The organism is Bacillus sp. SYZHCR11, from assembly GCF_057196865.1.
This window is the reverse complement of sequence record NZ_JBXUND010000001.1, coordinates 1,281,117-1,295,387: the sequence shown is the minus strand read 5'-3', so window position 1 is coordinate 1,295,387 and position 14,271 is coordinate 1,281,117. Positions and strand designations below refer to the sequence as shown.

Genomic DNA, 14,271 nt, shown 5'->3' with positions numbered 1-14,271 from the left:
CATGGGCGGAGGATATTCAAACGGTTTCGCACTGCTCGTAGTACTGTTCATATTGCTTATCATCGTAGGTGCAGCTTACATTTGTTAAGCGAAACGGATCGCTTTTTCTAAAAGCGGTCCGTTTTCTTACCCGGGCGCCTAATCGTTTCAGAAGTAAATTGCATATGATGTAATTGGAAAAATAAAACGTTTTGTAGGAGGTGCTTTTGGAGATGGGTGAAGTATTTGCAGGCGGTTTTGCATTATTGGTTGTTCTGTTCATCTTATTGATCATCATCGGCGCTTCTTGGCTTTATTAAGAAAAAAATATGGCTGTCGGGGGTCAGACCTCCGTCAGCCATATTTTTTTGCCTGTTTACACAGTAAAGGAGATCTCGACGAATGAAGAGATCAGTAAAATTAAAATAGATACATTAATAAAACGGAATACCTTATCCTGCCGGTCTTCAGGAATCTCTCTGACAAGGCATAATGTATTTGTGAGCCTGTTTATAAAATAAAGAATAAACAGGGCAGCCACGATAAAATAGAATAAAATGATGGGAGATTCCCCCTCTCTCTGAACTGCTCCCATATTACATTACCAAATATTTATTAAAAAAGATAGAATGTAACCTGAAAAATCAGCGGGATATCAAGACTCCGGCACTTTTTTTACTAAAATATCAAAACCGTCGGATTCCTGGTCAATCAGACATGATTTGGGCGCTTTGACCAGGTGCAGCGCAAACAGAAGATCAGGCAGGCAATAACCCGCATGAATGCTCGAAATCATATAAAAGTAATGAGCGTGTCTCGGAAATGCCAGTCCGGCATAAAACAATAGCGGCGTAATGAATAAAAACGGGCTGATCGTAGAAATCAGCATCGTCGTTTTCGGTATGCCTTTCCATGTCGGCATCCGCAAGAAGTACATTTTCATTTCCTTTTTTCTTTTTTTACAGATCATCGGCAGGACATGTATGACTTTATGTACAAATAAAGTAACAACGAGCAGAACACAAAAAGCAAACACGTGCCCGTCACTTAAACTGATATTCGGACGCAGCAGCCCGAATGCCAAGAAGTTGCATATAAAAAACAGGATCATAAAACCTACAGCAGTCAATAATAAACGAACCGCACCATAATCTTTGATCAGATTAATGGTTTTCCAGCAATTCATCAGAGTCATCCTTCCGTACAAAGATGGAATACAATCTCAAAATAATTTACTCTCTTCAGGAGAAAAAATCAATCCTTTTTTAAAGAAAAAAAATAACCCCGGAAAGGGAAGAACAGAAGAGCTCGGTGAAACATGGAAATGTACGGTTTAACCTTTCTTCTCCATTCATTATCAGCTAAAATAAGATTAAAGATAGAAAGAAGTGAAACGGATGGATTCAATGGATCAGCGTATCGGGCGTTTAGAATATTACATACAATTGCTGGTGAAAACGGTGGATATGGATAAGTACCCTTTTTATGCGATGATGATTGAAAAAGGGCTGACCGAAGAAGAAGGAGAAGAGGTCGGGCGGATCTGCCGCGAATTGGAGGACGAGCTGGAGTCGCAAAAAGCGCAAGGCTTTGTGACGTTTGACAAGCTTCTTGCGCTTTTTGCGGGACAGCTGAACGAAAAATTAGATGTTCATGAAACGATTTTTGCTCTGTATGAGCAGGGGCTTTATACAGCGCTGATGGAAGAATTTATTGAGATTATGAAGCACTTTGATTAACTGTTGATCGGTTCCAGCTCTTCAGCCGTTTCATGGACAGCCGATTCGTCCGTTTTTTTCTTCAGCCTTCCGTCTTCACTATCAAAATCATTGTTTATGTTTGTCAATGATTTCTCGAATATCTCCATAAAATCTTCGCCGTAAATGTGGCGGATGACACAGGTTAATTCTTCAACTTCCGGAAACTTCCCGAATAAGTGGTAGATCGGCTGTGAGCCTTTAAACACCGCGTTTCTAGACGGGTCAAACTCCTCAAGCAGGCTTTCGAATACATTTTCCCCTTCTTCTGTTAACTGAATGTACGTGTTCCGTTTATCATTCAGCCGCTTGGAAAATTTCAGATATCCCCGTTCTTCAAGCTTTTTTGAAAAGTTAAATGCAGTTGATACGTGCATAACGCCGAATTTGGCGATTTCTGAAATAGAAGCTCCTTTAAGCTGATAGGCAATCCATAATATATGATGCTCATTAATATTAAGGTCGTACGGCTTCAGCCAATTCTGCCAGTCTTTCTCGATAGATTTCCAGAGTGCTTTGGACAGCTGCGCCATTTTTTGGGTATAGATTAAAGCTTCTTTTAGATCGTAAGGCGGTTCAACACGATTCAATACAGATCACCTGCTTCACATTTTCTTTTCCTCTATTATGCCAATAAAATAAAGATTAATAAAGATGAAAATTTAAGAATTTTATAATAAATTCTTAATCCGTTGCTGTGAAAGGCTTTAAACCGCAAAAAAAAGTGCGGAACGCAATATGCCCGCACTTTTTTTGGTTGTATAGGATATTAGTTTTGTAAGGTTTTCTCCAGCTGTCTGATTTTCTCTTCAATATCAGCGATTTCCTTTTGGAGATCCTGCTGGTGCGGCTTGATTTCCTCCTGCCACCTTTTAATGCTGGTCTGAAGCTCTCCGCCTACGTCTTTAATGACTTCTGCGCTTTCTTTCGCCGTTTGGACAAGCTGGTCCTTAAGCGCCATTCCGTCTTTTTTTAACCGTTTGATTGTGTCCTCAATTGAATTGCAATTCGCTTTGATTTTGCCCCGCAGCTCTTTTCCGGATGAAGGAGCCGAAAGTAACACCGCTGCGCCTCCGATCAATCCGCCTACGAAAAGGCCTGTTAAAAGGGAACGTCCGTCAGCCATTTAAAATCACCCCGTTTTTTTTCTCATAACTTTTATCATTTTTGTTCAGAAGAATAAACTTCTATACATAGCTTGCTTTATTTTAGCATATTTTTTAAGGGAAAAGGAGGGAGAAGGTTGTCTGTCTTTATGATTGTTTTATCTTGTATGGCTCTTGTCTTTGCGGCGGGCGCCGTTTATTACCTGAAACTGCTCGGCCAGGCCGCTTCTTATCCGCCGAAGCGGGTCGTCCGCCAAAAGGCCATCGTCTGCTCAGCAGGAACCGCCCTCGCATTGTTCCTTATCTTTTTCACAAAACTTCTCGTATAAAACATGCTGAAACACATTAAAAAACCTCTTCCGGCCGGAAGAGGTTTCGGTATGCGGTTATTTCACCGTTTCAATCATATTGGACCGTTTTAAGATCGTCTGCACAATCGGATGCATAATGATAATGGCGATCGCATTCAGCGCAGCCGCCGGAAGGACGACCGCGAGCACCAAGGCGGTGAATCCGCCCGGCAGGCCGACAATCAGAAGGGCCAGCGCCAGAAAGAGCAAACCGGAGATGAAGGTGCCGGCTATTGTAATGACGGCGGCGGCCGCTGTTTTCACGCTCTTTTTCACCAAAAGCGCCAGCGCGAGAAACAGAAACGCCGTTACCGGTTTTTCAATGATATTCGGAAGCTGTCCGCCCGGAAAAGATGTCGTGAGTGCGGAAATGATTCCCGTTACAATCCCGATCATCAGCACGTTCTGCACACGGGGAAATAACAGAATACCCATAAACATCATCACAAGCATCATATCGGGTTTCATTCCGAATAATACCGGCGGCATAATGGAATGAAGCACCGCTCCGATTGCCGCAAACAGGGCCATAATGACTAATTCTTTTGTTTTCATACTAAGCTCTCCTCTGCTAAGCTTTTTCGCCATCCAATAATATGCTCGTCATTTATTGCGATGGCCGGAAAAATTGATATGCAAACAGTATATCAAAGGAACCGTTATGTTAGAAGAAATTTATTCGTTTTCCTGCTGGAACTTTTTCATAAACTGAGCCAGTTTTTCACAATCAGCCAGGCTGACGGCGTTGTAGATAGACGCCCTGCATCCTCCGACTGAGCGGTGGCCTCCGAGTCCGGTCATTTTAGCCGCTTTCGCTTCTTCAACGAATTTTTTCGTGAGACTGCTGTCGCGGAGGGTGAACGTGACGTTCATGTGAGAACGGCTGTCTTTTGCGGCATGCCCCGCGTAAAACCCGCCGCTTGCGTCGATTGTGCCGTACAGGACGTCGGCCTTTTCCTGATTGCGCCGTTCAGCCGCTTCGACACCTCCGTTTTCAGCCAGCCATTCAAGGACGAGGCTCAGCATATAAATCGCAAATGTAGGCGGCGTATTATACAGTGAATCGGCTTTTGTATGAGTGGAGTATTTCAAAATTTTAGGGACGTTGGCGTTTTCGTTTTCAAGCCATGATTTTTTCATGATGACGACCGTGACGCCGGACGGGCCGAGGTTTTTCTGGGCGCCGCCATAGATGACATCAAACGTTTTGACATCAATTTTTCTGCTCAGGATGTCGCTTGACATGTCGGCTACGAGCGGGATCGGTGAATTCGGGAACTCTTTCCACTGCGTTCCGAAAATCGTGTTATTGGACGTAAGATGCAGGTAGGCGCCGTCTTTGATTCCTGTGAGGTCCGCTTCCGGTATATGGTTGTGGTTTGAATCTGCGCTTGTTGCCGTGACGGATGTGTTTCCGAACAGTTTCGCCTCGGCGAGTGCTTTTTCAGACCATGCGCCCGTTACGATGAAGTGAGCCGTTTGCTCCGGCGTTAAAAAGTTCATCGGCAGCATGGAGAATTGAAGGCTTGCGCCGCCTTGAAGAAATAAAATATCATAATCGTCGGGAATATCCATCAGTTCTTTCAGAAGGCTTTTTGCTTTTTGATGCACCGCATCATATTCTTTGCTTCGGTGGGACAGCTCCATGACGGACATGCCGGTGTCATTGAAGTTGACAAATTCTTTCTGTGCTTTTTGCAGCACATCCAGTGGAAGGGCTGCGGGTCCTGCATTGAAATTCGTTGTACGTTCCATGTTTACGATCTCTCCCTGTTTTCCGCTTTAGTGTAAGAAATAATACAATTATCCTATCACAATTTTTTGATTTTTTTGATATGAAAAAATATAATTTTATGTTTTTTGTGTTGCCGGACGCAAAAAAACCTCATCTTTAAGATGAGGCAAGCCGTTTTCTGACGGTTGAAGCGATCTCCTGAAGATCGTCAGGCGTATAGTCTTCGGCGTGGGTCTTCCAGACAGCCCCGAAACCGTCGCCTTTTCCGTAACGCGGAATGATATGCATGTGAAAATGGAACACCGATTGGCCCGCTTTTTCACCGTTATTATTGAGAATATTCAGCCCGATCGGCTCGAATTCATCGCGGATGGCGCGTGCGACTTTCGGCACCGCTTCGAAATATTCTTTAGAAAGCTCAGGCGTAAACTCGTACACGTTTTCGATATGTGTTTTCGGAATCACGAGCGTATGGCCTTTTGTGACTTGGCTGATATCAAGAAACGCCACAACATGTTCATTTTCGTATACTTTTGAAGACGGAATGTCACCGGCAATGATTTTGCAGAAAATACAATCGTCCGCTTTGTGCATAGATGGGTTTCCTCCCTGAAAAGAAATATATGTATATTCTCATCGTACCACAAAAACGGTCAAAACAAAAAACAGGATGAACGGCTGCGCGTTCACCCTGATGCAGAAGTACGAGCTTTATCACAGAAAATTAAATATGCCTTTTGTAAGCACCTCATTTGTTTTTAAAATGAAGACTTATGGGTCTGCTTAATCATTCCTGGGACAAACACCTCATTTGATTATTTCATCATGAATGAAGAACATCATCAAAGCAGTGTGTGAAGAAATTGTAAGCACAGGACATGTTGATTTTCATCCAACTGTTCTAAGACGTCTTTTATAAACACCTCATTTTCAGTTGATTAAAGCTGTTTCCTTCTACATACATTATGATGTCCGCCAAAACGATAACTATGCACGCTTTTCACGTGAGAAAAAAAGGGAATCGTTTCAAATCAGACTTTATTTTTGGTACTATGAAGAAAAACGAATCAGAAGGGGAGAAATTATGTCTCTGCTATCGGTAAAAGACTTAACCGGCGGTTATACGAGAAACCCGGTCTTAAAAAATGTTTCATTCACCCTTGAGCCGAACCAGATTGTCGGACTCATCGGATTAAACGGCGCGGGCAAAAGCACGACGATCCGGCATATTATCGGATTAATGGACCCGCATAAAGGCTCGATCGAGCTGAACGGCAAGACGTTTTCGGAGGATAAGGAAAGCTACCGCTCGCAATTTACGTACATCCCCGAAACGCCGGTGCTGTATGAAGAACTGACGCTCAAAGAGCATCTGGAGCTGACGGCCATGGCGTACGGCCTTTCCAAAGAAACGCTTGAAAAAAGGCTTCCTCCGCTTTTGAAAGAATTCAGAATGGAAAAAAGGCTGAAATGGTTTCCCGCTCACTTTTCCAAAGGGATGAAGCAGAAGGTCATGATCATGTGCGCGTTTCTCGCGGAGCCCTCGCTTTATATCATTGACGAGCCGTTTCTCGGCCTTGACCCGCTTGCGATCAATGCATTGCTGGAGCGGATGGACGCCGCGAAAAAAGCCGGATCAAGCGTGCTGATGTCAACGCATATCCTGGCTACGGCAGAGCGCTACTGTGACGCATTCATTATTTTACATAACGGCGAAGTGCGGGCAAGCGGCACACTGGAAGAACTGAGAGAGCAGTTCGGCATGAAAGACGCAGCTCTTGATGACTTGTATATTGAACTGACGAAGGAAGACGCCGGCCATGAATAATATGTCTACTATTTGGCAGTCCCGGCTTGAAGAGCATATAAAGGAAACCAGAATGTATATGAAATATATGCTCAATGATCATCTCGTCATTGTGCTGATCTTTTTTATTGCCGGCGCGGCGAGCTGGTACAGCAAGTGGGTCAAAGACATTCCCGTTCATTTTCCCTCTTTTTGGGTGATGGCGGTGCTCTTTTCATTTGTGCTGACCGGTTCATACGTCCGGACGCTGTTAAAGGAAGCGGACCTCGTGTTTCTGCTGCCGCTTGAACCGAAAATGGGGACATACTTTAAGCATTCATTTAAGTACAGCTATCTGTCACAGCTGTTTCCGCTTATTGCTCTGTCGCTTGTATGCATGCCTCTGTTTTTCGCTGTAAGTCCGGGGGCGTCGCTTGCGTCGTATGCCGCCATATTTATTCAGATGCTGGCGGTAAAAGCGTGGAATCAGGCCATGGAGTGGCGGATGACGTTTATGAATGACAGAAGCATGAAAATGATGGATGCGGTCATACGCTTTATCTGCAATATGCTGCTTTTATACTTCGTCTTACAGTCGTTTTATGTGTACGCTGCCGCCGTCTACATTGTGATGGCCGGCCTTTATGTGTATTTCACATCGGCCGCAAAACATAAATCATTAAAATGGGAAGCTCATATTGAATATGAATTAAGAAGGAAGCAGCGGTTTTACAGAATCGCCAATCTGTTTACCGATGTGCCTCACCTGAAAAAACAGGCAAAACGCCGGGCGTATCTCGACTTTTTGCTCAGAATGATTCCGTTTGAGCAGCGGAAAACGTTCTCCTATATGTATGCGCGGGCCTTTCTGCGTTCAAATGATTATCTCGGCATTCAGGTCAGGCTCACGATTATTTTTATCCTGATTATTATGCTCGTTTCCGCCAATCCGTGGATCACGGCGGCGTTAACCGTATTTACCGTCTTTATTACAGGAATACAGCTTCTTCCGCTGTTCGGGCATTTTCATCATCTTTCTCTGCAGGAGCTTTACCCGGTCAATCAGAAAGCGAAGCTGCAAAGTTTCTTTTCGCTGATGAAATCGTCATTAACCGTGCAGGCGCTGCTGTTCTGCGCAGCGTCAGCCTATGCCGCGGGAGTCAGCGGGGCGCTGTATGCGGCCGTTGCTTCAGCCGTTCTGATTTTTGTGATCATGCCATCGTATATGGGCGGAAGATTGAAAAAGTACGGCAAGCTGTAATCAATCGGGTTTTTGAAACCTCAATGAAAGAAGGAGACACAGATGACCGACGATCAGCAGCTGGTACAGGAAGCACTGCAATGGAAAGCGCGTTTTTTGCGCAAAGATTCCATGCTTGAACGCTTTTCTAAAGGAATGCAGGCGAAAATAAATGAGCGGATTCCCGAAAAAATTCATGCCGTCATCACAGAAAGCATTAAAAAAATGACCGAAGCAACAATGGCGGGTTCAAATCTGGTGAAAAGCAAGCGGGATACAAACGGTATGACGCTTGCTGAAAAAGATGCTCTCGCCAGACAAACCATCGCATCGTACCAAAAGGTCGCGGCAGCTGAAGGTATCGGTACGGGGGCCGGCGGAATTTTTTTAGGAATGGCTGATTTTCCTTTGCTGCTATCCATTAAAATGAAATGTCTGTTCGATCTTGCCTCCATTTACGGCTATGATGTGAAAGACAGGGATGAGCGATTGTTTTTGCTGTTTATTTTTCAGCTGGCTTTCTCAAGCGGTGAACAGCGGAAACGCATATACTCAATGATTGAACAGTGGGATTCGAAAAAGCATGATGTCGATTGGAGAGTTTTTCAGCAGGAATACCGCGATTATCTGGACGTGGTGAAATTGTTTCAGCTTTTGCCGGTCGTCGGAGCCGCCGTGGGCGGAGCGGCCAATTATAAACTGCTGTCACAGCTCGGTGAGACGGCAAGGCACGTTTTTCATTTAAGAATTACAACAGCCGGTACGTAATGTACCGGCTGTTTTTTTTATGTCAGCGGGGGTAGCTTACCGCGGCGCCGATAAGCACCTTGGCGGCTGTCAGCATCGCTTTTTCATTAAAATCAAATTTCGGGTGGTGATGAGGATAAACGGTTTCCGCGTTTTCTAAAGCGGCGCCCGTAAAGAAAAAAGCGCCTTTTGTATGCTGCAGATAATAGGAAAAATCCTCTCCCGCCATCTGCGGCTCTCCTTCAACGACTTTCGTAACGCCGTCTGTTTCCGCTGCGGCTGCCGCCGCGTGCGCCGCTTCCTCAGGATGATTGACGACGGCGGGATAGCCGCGTTTGAAACGATATTCATAGGAAGCGGAGTGCATGGAACAGATTCCTTTTACGACGGCTTCTATTTCTGCTTCGAGCAGGCCGCGCACACTTTCGTCAAACGAGCGGACGGTGCCTGAAATGACTGCCTGATCGGCAATCGCATTAAACGGATTTTCAGCGGTGAACGAGCCGGCTGAGATGACGGCCGGCTGCACCGGATTTACCCGCCGGCTGACGATATGCTGAAGAGCCGTGACGATTTGTGAGCCGATTAAAACGGCGTCCTTCGTATCGTGAGGGATCGCACCGTGACCGCCTTTGCCGATGACTTTAATCGTAAAGCCGTCAGCGGCGGCCATTACTGGGCCCGGGCGGCATAAGACCGTTCCGACGGGTTCAGTCGCCCATAGGTGTGTGCCGAAAATGGCATCGACATGTTCGAGGCAGCCGTCCTCAATCATTGCTTTTGCTCCGCCGGGAGATAATTCCTCAGCGTGCTGGTGGATCATCACAAATGACCCTTTCAGTTTTTCCCGGTTGCGGTACAGCACTTTTCCGGCCGCGAGCAGAGCCGCCGTATGGCCGTCATGCCCGCAGGCGTGCATGACGCCGGGAATTTGTGAAGCATAGGGCACATCTTTTTCATCCTGTATCGGCAAAGCGTCAAAATCAGCTCTGAGTGCCACGACCGGTCCCGGTTCACCGCCTTCAATACAGGCTGTGACACCGTTGCCCCCGACATTCGTCCGGATGGGGACGCCGAGCTTTTCATAAAATGAGGCGATGAACGCCGGTGTTTTTTTCTCCTTAAAGGATGGCTCGGGATTCATGTGAAGGTGACGCCTGATTTCAACCATTTCCTCATACAGCCCGTCAAGCTGAGCGTTTAAGCTTTTTTGAAGTGTCGTTAACGTCAAAAGCGATGCCCCCTCGTCTGCTTTTCCCATGATTGTATAGAAAATGTCAGAAGATTTCAATCTTTTTGCTACGGGAGAATGATGATGGCGGCGATGGTCGTGACGATAAGTCCGGCCGCAACAGGGATAAAGTTTTTCCTGGCAAGCTCAAACGGGTCAACTTTACAAATAGCCGCAGCGGGAATCAGTGCCCAAGGGACCAATGTTCCGCCTCCGACCCAGATCGCTGAAATCTGGCCCAGCGCCGTTAAAACGGCCGGGTCCGTATGAAGCGCGGCAGAAAACAGCTTTGCCATCGAGCCTGCAAGAGATATACCGGAAAACCCTGACCCGTCGAGCCCGGTAATCGCACCGACTGCGGCCAGGGCGATGCCGGCGAATTCTCCGGACATCGGAAAAGAATGGGACAGGGCCAGTCCGAGGTCATTGACGATTCCCGCAGACCCTTTCGGCAGCGGGGTGTTCAAAATATTTTTAAACCCCGCGTCACCGAGATAAAAGAAGGCCGCGATCGGAATGACGGGGCCGAATACTTTAAAGCCGAATTGAAAACCGCCGATAAAATACTCGGTGATCTTTTCTAAATGCCGCTCTTTATATACAATGAAATGAATGATCAGGAGAATGCCGATCGCGGTTCCTCCGACGAGTGCCGTCGCATCGTTTCCTTGGAGGCGGTATACGATCATGCAGATAATATCGGCGAGAAAAACAAGCGGAATGAAAACCGCCAGGATCACCCTGAGTTTTTTCGGCAGATACATACTTGTGTCCAAAGAACCGGAGCTGTCCAAGGAGAGGGGGGCCTTCGTTTTTTTTCGATCCCGCATGATGAGGAAGAAAGCGGTGATTGTCGTCGTTAACCCCATGATCAAAACAAGCGGAATACTTGCCTGCATGACATCGCTCACTGGGATGCCCGCGGCATCGGCCGTTAATTTCGGGGCCGCCTGAATGACGTAATCCCCCGATAAAGCGAATCCGTGGCCGAACAGGTTCATCGCCATAGCCGCAGCGATCGGAGAAAGGCCCGCCCGGATCGCTGCGGGAAGCAGCACAGCGCCGATCAGCGCCACCCCGGGTGACGGCCAGAAAAAAAGAGAGATGGCAAACATCAGACAGCCGATAACCCAATACGCGACAGCCGGCCCTTTCATCAGCTTTGCAAACGGAGAAATCATCGCTTCATTAATACCGGTTTTGGTCAAAAGGCCGCTCATCGCCACGATAAAACAAATGATAAAAATCGTCGGCAGCAATTCTCCGGCGGCATACGTAAAGCTGTGAAACAGGCTGCTGACCGAAGCGGAGAATGAATGCGTCGTCCATAGCGCAATCACAAAAATGCCGGCGAGTGAAATAAAGGTTGTATCTTTTCTGAGAAGCATAAAAACGATAATGGCCGCGATAAAAGCAACATAAAGCAGATGTACCGAGTAGACGCCGATCCCCAATTGAACCACTCCGTTTATAAATAGGATTGCTACAGGGTATTCATAGGCGGGCGGAAGGTGCAAAGAAGGATGCGTAAAATCGGGACATCAAAAAAGCCGGAGAATCTCCGGCGGTTTTCAGTCTATTGCGTAATAAGCGGTTACATAAGACGGACGGGAAAAAATAGACGTCGTGTCGATACCGGCAGATGTTCCGCGTTTTTTATGAGCTTCCTGATAAGAGTTTGACTGCTGCCAATCCTGAAAGGCTTTTTCCTCTTCCCACAGGGTCAAAATGACATACGTATCGCCTTCGAGCGGTCTTAATACGCGGATGGCTTTAAAACCGGGTTCATTTTCCACTTTGCCGGCGCGGTTTTTAAACCGGTTTTCAAACAGCGGACGGCCTTCCTGGGTAACGGCGATGTTGTTGAGGACGGCGTAGCCCGGATTTTTGATTTCCCCGACGCTGTCGATGCTTTCATAGGAATGGGGCGCCTGAAAAACGGTTTCTCCATTTGTTTCATGAATTAAAACCGCATTATCCTCCCTTTGCATCAGCACCATATTCTCACTCGGGTGTTTCTTGGCAATCGTCTTTAAAAAATCGGCTGTCCCGTATGTAATATAAACCTTCATATCAGCCACCTCCTGCTTGCTAGTATATCAAAAGAGTGGTATAAGTTTCTATTGGCGACTCATTCTGACATAATTCGAAACAATATTTCCCATACTACAAGTTAAGAAAGGCGAGGTGACTTATGCTGAAAAAGAAAAAAAGATTCTTTATTCCGGCTGTAATTGCGGCGGCAACCGCTTTTCTCGCGTTAATCGGATACATTATCATTATATTTCTCGGCCATTATGTCATCGATGAAAAGAAATTAATACTGCACGCATCTTCAAAAATCGTCGATCAAGACGGTGATGAAATCGCGAGCCTCTATACGGAAAATCGTGAGCCGGTATCCATTCAGCAGGTTCCGGAAGATGTGAGAGATGCCTTTATCGCCGTTGAAGATAAACGGTTTTACGAACATCACGGCATTGATGTGAAGTCTGTCGGCCGGGCGGTGTTCCGGGATGTTTTAGCAGGCGGCAAGGTGGAGGGCGGAAGCACGATCACCCAGCAGCTGGCGAAAAACATTTTTCTGACTCATGATAAAACATTTTTGCGCAAGACGAAGGAAGTCATTATCGCCATCAATCTTGAGCGTGATTACAGCAAGGACAAGCTGCTTGAAATGTACCTGAACCAGCTTTATTTCGGCCATGGCGTTTACGGCATTCAAGCCGCGTCCCACTACTACTTTAATAAAGAAGTAAAAGATTTAACCGTTGCGGAAGGAGCCGTTCTGGCAGCGATTCCGAAGGCGCCATCTCTTTATTCGCCGATTCAGCATCCGGATAAAAATAAAGAACGGCGCGATACGATTCTTGCAATGATGAACGATCAAGGCTATATCAGCGCCAAGGAAGCCGTCAGAGCCCAGGGCCGGACATTGGGGCTTAATGTCAAGAAAACATCAGAAACGCCTTGGTTTGACAGTTATATCGATCTTGTCATCAAGGAGGCGGAAGACCGTTATTCGATGTCAGGAGAACAGCTGCTTCAAGGCGGTTATACGATCCGGACGTCACTTGATTCCAAGCTGCAGAAAACGGCATATACCCTCATGAAGGAAAGCGGCTATTTTCCGGGGACGGATCAGGCGGCAGAGGGAAGCGCCGTCTTTATTGATAATAAAACCGGAGGCGTGCGCGCGGCGGTCGGCGGGCGCGACTACGTGACAAAAGGATACAACAGGGTTACGGCGAAGCGGCAGCCGGGCTCAACGTTTAAGCCGATTGCCGTATACGGGCCCGCCATGCAGGAAGACAAGTTCAAACCGTATTCGCTTCTCCAAGACAAACTGACGTCCTACGACGGGTATGAACCGAAAAATTATGACGGACAGTACAAGGGGGAAGTGACGATGCAGGATGCGATCACTTACAGCATAAATGCGCCCGCTGTCTGGACATTGAAGCAGATCGGCGTGGATACGGGAAAATCGTATCTTGAGAAAAACGGCATGAACATTTCTGACAACGGACTCGCGATTGCGCTGGGCGGTCTGTCTGAAGGCGTCACTCCGCTTCAGCTTGCCGGAGCTTATCATACCTTTGCGGCAAACGGAATGTATACGAAGCCATTTTTTATAGAGAACATCACGGACGAAGACGGAGAAACGTTATCCGGGCCTGAAAACGGCAAAACGCGCGTCTTCAGCGGACAGACGGCATGGAATATGACGAGAATGCTTCAGCAGGTCGTAAAAGAAGGAACCGCTTCACAAGGCAGCTATCAAGGTGACCTGGCGGGGAAAACCGGCACGACCACATTTACCGGCATCCCCGGCGCGACAAAGGACGCCTGGTTTGCGGGATACACTCCCGGACTGACGGGAGCCGTCTGGATGGGCTATGACAAAACGGATAAAACCCATTATCTGAAAGGCGGCAGCCAATACCCGGTCAGACTCTTTAAAGATATCGTCACAAAAGCGGGTGAAAACGGCCGGACATTCAAAAAGCCTGAAAATGTGAAGGAACTGGGCAGCCCGATTGAGCTGGAGGCGGTAAAATCCCTGTCGGCCCGTTATACATTTAAGGCGATGGGACTGATTACGGTTCAATTAAAATGGGATATTCAAAAGGATGATCGGGTTGTTTACCGAATATATGAGAAGAAAGACGGAAAAGACAAGCTTCTGGATTCGGTGAAAGGAAAAGGCAGCTTTGACATACCGTACGCCAATCTGTTTTCAGGGGCCTCATACAAAGTCGTTCCATTTAATTCGCAGACGAATCAAGAAGGAGAGGGAACGGAATACGTTCAGCCGAAGCTTTTTTCTTCTTAATCAT

Annotated in this window: 18 protein-coding genes; 8 read left to right on the top strand and 10 right to left on the bottom strand. The window is 46.7% G+C overall.

All coding sequences use genetic code 11. The features are described from left to right. Position 1: 1 nt before the first annotated feature. Together yhzE1 and yhzE2 are read left to right on the top strand one after the other, a co-directional pair. Entirely contained in the window at positions 2–88 is an 87-nt protein-coding gene (yhzE1, locus tag AC2CGA_RS05940) for a sporulation protein YhzE1 (RefSeq protein ID WP_017417375.1), read from the top strand. Between the two features lie 124 nt (positions 89–212). Beyond that, entirely contained in the window at positions 213–299 is an 87-nt protein-coding gene (yhzE2, locus tag AC2CGA_RS05935; RefSeq protein WP_003155248.1) for a sporulation protein YhzE2, read from the top strand. A gap of 56 nt (positions 300–355) precedes the next feature. Here yhzE2 and AC2CGA_RS05930 read toward each other — a convergent pair whose 3' ends face one another. Then, on the bottom strand, positions 356–574 hold the full coding sequence (locus AC2CGA_RS05930) for a hypothetical protein (RefSeq protein WP_003155245.1): 219 nt from the start codon (positions 572–574) through the stop codon (positions 356–358). Positions 575–634: 60 nt separating this feature from the next. Then, a complete protein-coding gene (locus AC2CGA_RS05925; protein WP_007409225.1) occupies positions 635–1,165 on the bottom strand; it encodes a DUF3267 domain-containing protein in 531 nt (176 codons plus the stop codon). A gap of 211 nt (positions 1,166–1,376) precedes the next feature. On the opposite strand from AC2CGA_RS05925, the gene AC2CGA_RS05920 reads away from it, so the two are divergent. Next, positions 1,377–1,718, top strand: a complete 342-nt coding sequence (locus tag AC2CGA_RS05920) for a YhaI family protein (RefSeq protein WP_003155243.1) — start codon at positions 1,377–1,379, stop codon at positions 1,716–1,718. On the opposite strand, the gene AC2CGA_RS05915 is transcribed toward AC2CGA_RS05920, so the two are convergent. Together AC2CGA_RS05915 and AC2CGA_RS05910 are read right to left on the bottom strand one after the other, a co-directional pair. Continuing rightward, entirely contained in the window at positions 1,715–2,326 is a 612-nt protein-coding gene (locus AC2CGA_RS05915; protein ID WP_003155240.1) for an HTH-type transcriptional regulator Hpr, read from the bottom strand. The genes AC2CGA_RS05920 and AC2CGA_RS05915 overlap by 4 nt on opposite strands. Before the next feature lie 179 nt (positions 2,327–2,505). After that, the gene (locus AC2CGA_RS05910; RefSeq protein ID WP_007409224.1) at positions 2,506–2,862 is read right to left on the bottom strand and encodes a YtxH domain-containing protein; all 357 of its coding nucleotides are present in this window, start codon (positions 2,860–2,862) and stop codon (positions 2,506–2,508) included. Between the two features lie 117 nt (positions 2,863–2,979). On the opposite strand from AC2CGA_RS05910, the gene yhzF reads away from it, so the two are divergent. Further along, positions 2,980–3,171, top strand: a complete 192-nt coding sequence (yhzF, locus tag AC2CGA_RS05905) for a membrane protein YhzF (RefSeq protein WP_007409223.1) — start codon at positions 2,980–2,982, stop codon at positions 3,169–3,171. Positions 3,172–3,228: 57 nt separating this feature from the next. On the opposite strand, the gene AC2CGA_RS05900 is transcribed toward yhzF, so the two are convergent. The 3 genes from AC2CGA_RS05900 to AC2CGA_RS05890 all read right to left on the bottom strand — a co-directional run bounded on the left by AC2CGA_RS05900 (position 3,229) and on the right by AC2CGA_RS05890 (position 5,521). Beyond that, positions 3,229–3,747: a tryptophan transporter gene (locus AC2CGA_RS05900; protein WP_003155234.1), complete on the bottom strand. Its 519-nt coding sequence runs from the start codon at positions 3,745–3,747 to the stop codon at positions 3,229–3,231. A 120-nt stretch (positions 3,748–3,867) separates the two neighbouring features. After that, complete coding sequence (gene serC / locus AC2CGA_RS05895) at positions 3,868–4,947, bottom strand: 3-phosphoserine/phosphohydroxythreonine transaminase (RefSeq protein ID WP_025852104.1); 1,080 nt, start codon at positions 4,945–4,947, stop codon at positions 3,868–3,870. A 136-nt stretch (positions 4,948–5,083) separates the two neighbouring features. Beyond that, on the bottom strand, positions 5,084–5,521 hold the full coding sequence (locus tag AC2CGA_RS05890; RefSeq protein WP_003155232.1) for an HIT family protein: 438 nt from the start codon (positions 5,519–5,521) through the stop codon (positions 5,084–5,086). A 490-nt stretch (positions 5,522–6,011) separates the two neighbouring features. On the opposite strand from AC2CGA_RS05890, the gene ecsA reads away from it, so the two are divergent. From ecsA to AC2CGA_RS05875, 3 genes are read left to right on the top strand one after another with little or no spacing between them, the layout of a single operon-like run. Beyond that, the gene (ecsA, locus tag AC2CGA_RS05885) at positions 6,012–6,755 is read left to right on the top strand and encodes an ABC transporter ATP-binding protein EcsA (RefSeq protein ID WP_003155231.1); all 744 of its coding nucleotides are present in this window, start codon (positions 6,012–6,014) and stop codon (positions 6,753–6,755) included. Then, entirely contained in the window at positions 6,748–7,974 is a 1,227-nt protein-coding gene (locus AC2CGA_RS05880) for an ABC transporter permease (RefSeq protein ID WP_025852099.1), read from the top strand. The genes ecsA and AC2CGA_RS05880 overlap by 8 nt, the downstream gene beginning before the upstream one ends. A 42-nt stretch (positions 7,975–8,016) precedes the next feature. After that, positions 8,017–8,721, top strand: coding sequence for an EcsC family protein (locus AC2CGA_RS05875; RefSeq protein ID WP_003155229.1), 705 nt, complete (start codon positions 8,017–8,019; stop codon positions 8,719–8,721). A 22-nt stretch (positions 8,722–8,743) separates the two neighbouring features. Here AC2CGA_RS05875 and AC2CGA_RS05870 read toward each other — a convergent pair whose 3' ends face one another. The 3 genes from AC2CGA_RS05870 to hmoB all read right to left on the bottom strand — a co-directional run bounded on the left by AC2CGA_RS05870 (position 8,744) and on the right by hmoB (position 12,003). Continuing rightward, a complete protein-coding gene (locus AC2CGA_RS05870; RefSeq protein ID WP_014304730.1) occupies positions 8,744–9,931 on the bottom strand; it encodes a M20 family metallopeptidase in 1,188 nt (395 codons plus the stop codon). A 68-nt stretch (positions 9,932–9,999) separates the two neighbouring features. Further along, positions 10,000–11,385 (bottom strand): hypothetical protein, encoded by a 1,386-nt coding sequence (locus tag AC2CGA_RS05865; RefSeq protein ID WP_003155225.1) that lies wholly within the window; start codon positions 11,383–11,385, stop codon positions 10,000–10,002. 117 nt (positions 11,386–11,502) lie between these two features. Then, entirely contained in the window at positions 11,503–12,003 is a 501-nt protein-coding gene (gene hmoB, locus AC2CGA_RS05860) for a heme-degrading oxygenase HmoB (protein WP_069448639.1), read from the bottom strand. 122 nt (positions 12,004–12,125) lie between these two features. Here hmoB and AC2CGA_RS05855 point away from each other — a divergent pair, with 122 nt between their 5' ends. After that, positions 12,126–14,267, top strand: a complete 2,142-nt coding sequence (locus AC2CGA_RS05855) for a transglycosylase domain-containing protein (RefSeq protein ID WP_139885196.1) — start codon at positions 12,126–12,128, stop codon at positions 14,265–14,267. The last annotated feature ends 4 nt before the right edge of the window (positions 14,268–14,271 follow it).

Excerpts from the sequence above, each read along its gene's own strand:
- yhzE1 (WP_017417375.1), top strand. The coding sequence starts at position 2 with ATGGGCGGAGGATATTCAAACGGTTTCGCACTGCTCGTAGTACTGTTC.
- yhzE2 (WP_003155248.1), top strand. The coding sequence starts at position 213 with ATGGGTGAAGTATTTGCAGGCGGTTTTGCATTATTGGTTGTTCTGTTC.
- AC2CGA_RS05930 (WP_003155245.1), bottom strand. The coding sequence starts at position 574 with ATGGGAGCAGTTCAGAGAGAGGGGGAATCTCCCATCATTTTATTCTAT.
- AC2CGA_RS05925 (WP_007409225.1), bottom strand. The coding sequence starts at position 1,165 with ATGAATTGCTGGAAAACCATTAATCTGATCAAAGATTATGGTGCGGTT.
- AC2CGA_RS05920 (WP_003155243.1), top strand. The coding sequence starts at position 1,377 with ATGGATTCAATGGATCAGCGTATCGGGCGTTTAGAATATTACATACAA.
- AC2CGA_RS05910 (WP_007409224.1), bottom strand. The coding sequence starts at position 2,862 with ATGGCTGACGGACGTTCCCTTTTAACAGGCCTTTTCGTAGGCGGATTG.
- AC2CGA_RS05900 (WP_003155234.1), bottom strand. The coding sequence starts at position 3,747 with ATGAAAACAAAAGAATTAGTCATTATGGCCCTGTTTGCGGCAATCGGA.
- serC (WP_025852104.1), bottom strand. The coding sequence starts at position 4,947 with ATGGAACGTACAACGAATTTCAATGCAGGACCCGCAGCCCTTCCACTG.
- AC2CGA_RS05890 (WP_003155232.1), bottom strand. The coding sequence starts at position 5,521 with ATGCACAAAGCGGACGATTGTATTTTCTGCAAAATCATTGCCGGTGAC.
- ecsA (WP_003155231.1), top strand. The coding sequence starts at position 6,012 with ATGTCTCTGCTATCGGTAAAAGACTTAACCGGCGGTTATACGAGAAAC.
- AC2CGA_RS05880 (WP_025852099.1), top strand. The coding sequence starts at position 6,748 with ATGAATAATATGTCTACTATTTGGCAGTCCCGGCTTGAAGAGCATATA.
- AC2CGA_RS05875 (WP_003155229.1), top strand. The coding sequence starts at position 8,017 with ATGACCGACGATCAGCAGCTGGTACAGGAAGCACTGCAATGGAAAGCG.
- hmoB (WP_069448639.1), bottom strand. The coding sequence starts at position 12,003 with ATGAAGGTTTATATTACATACGGGACAGCCGATTTTTTAAAGACGATT.
- AC2CGA_RS05855 (WP_139885196.1), top strand. The coding sequence starts at position 12,126 with ATGCTGAAAAAGAAAAAAAGATTCTTTATTCCGGCTGTAATTGCGGCG.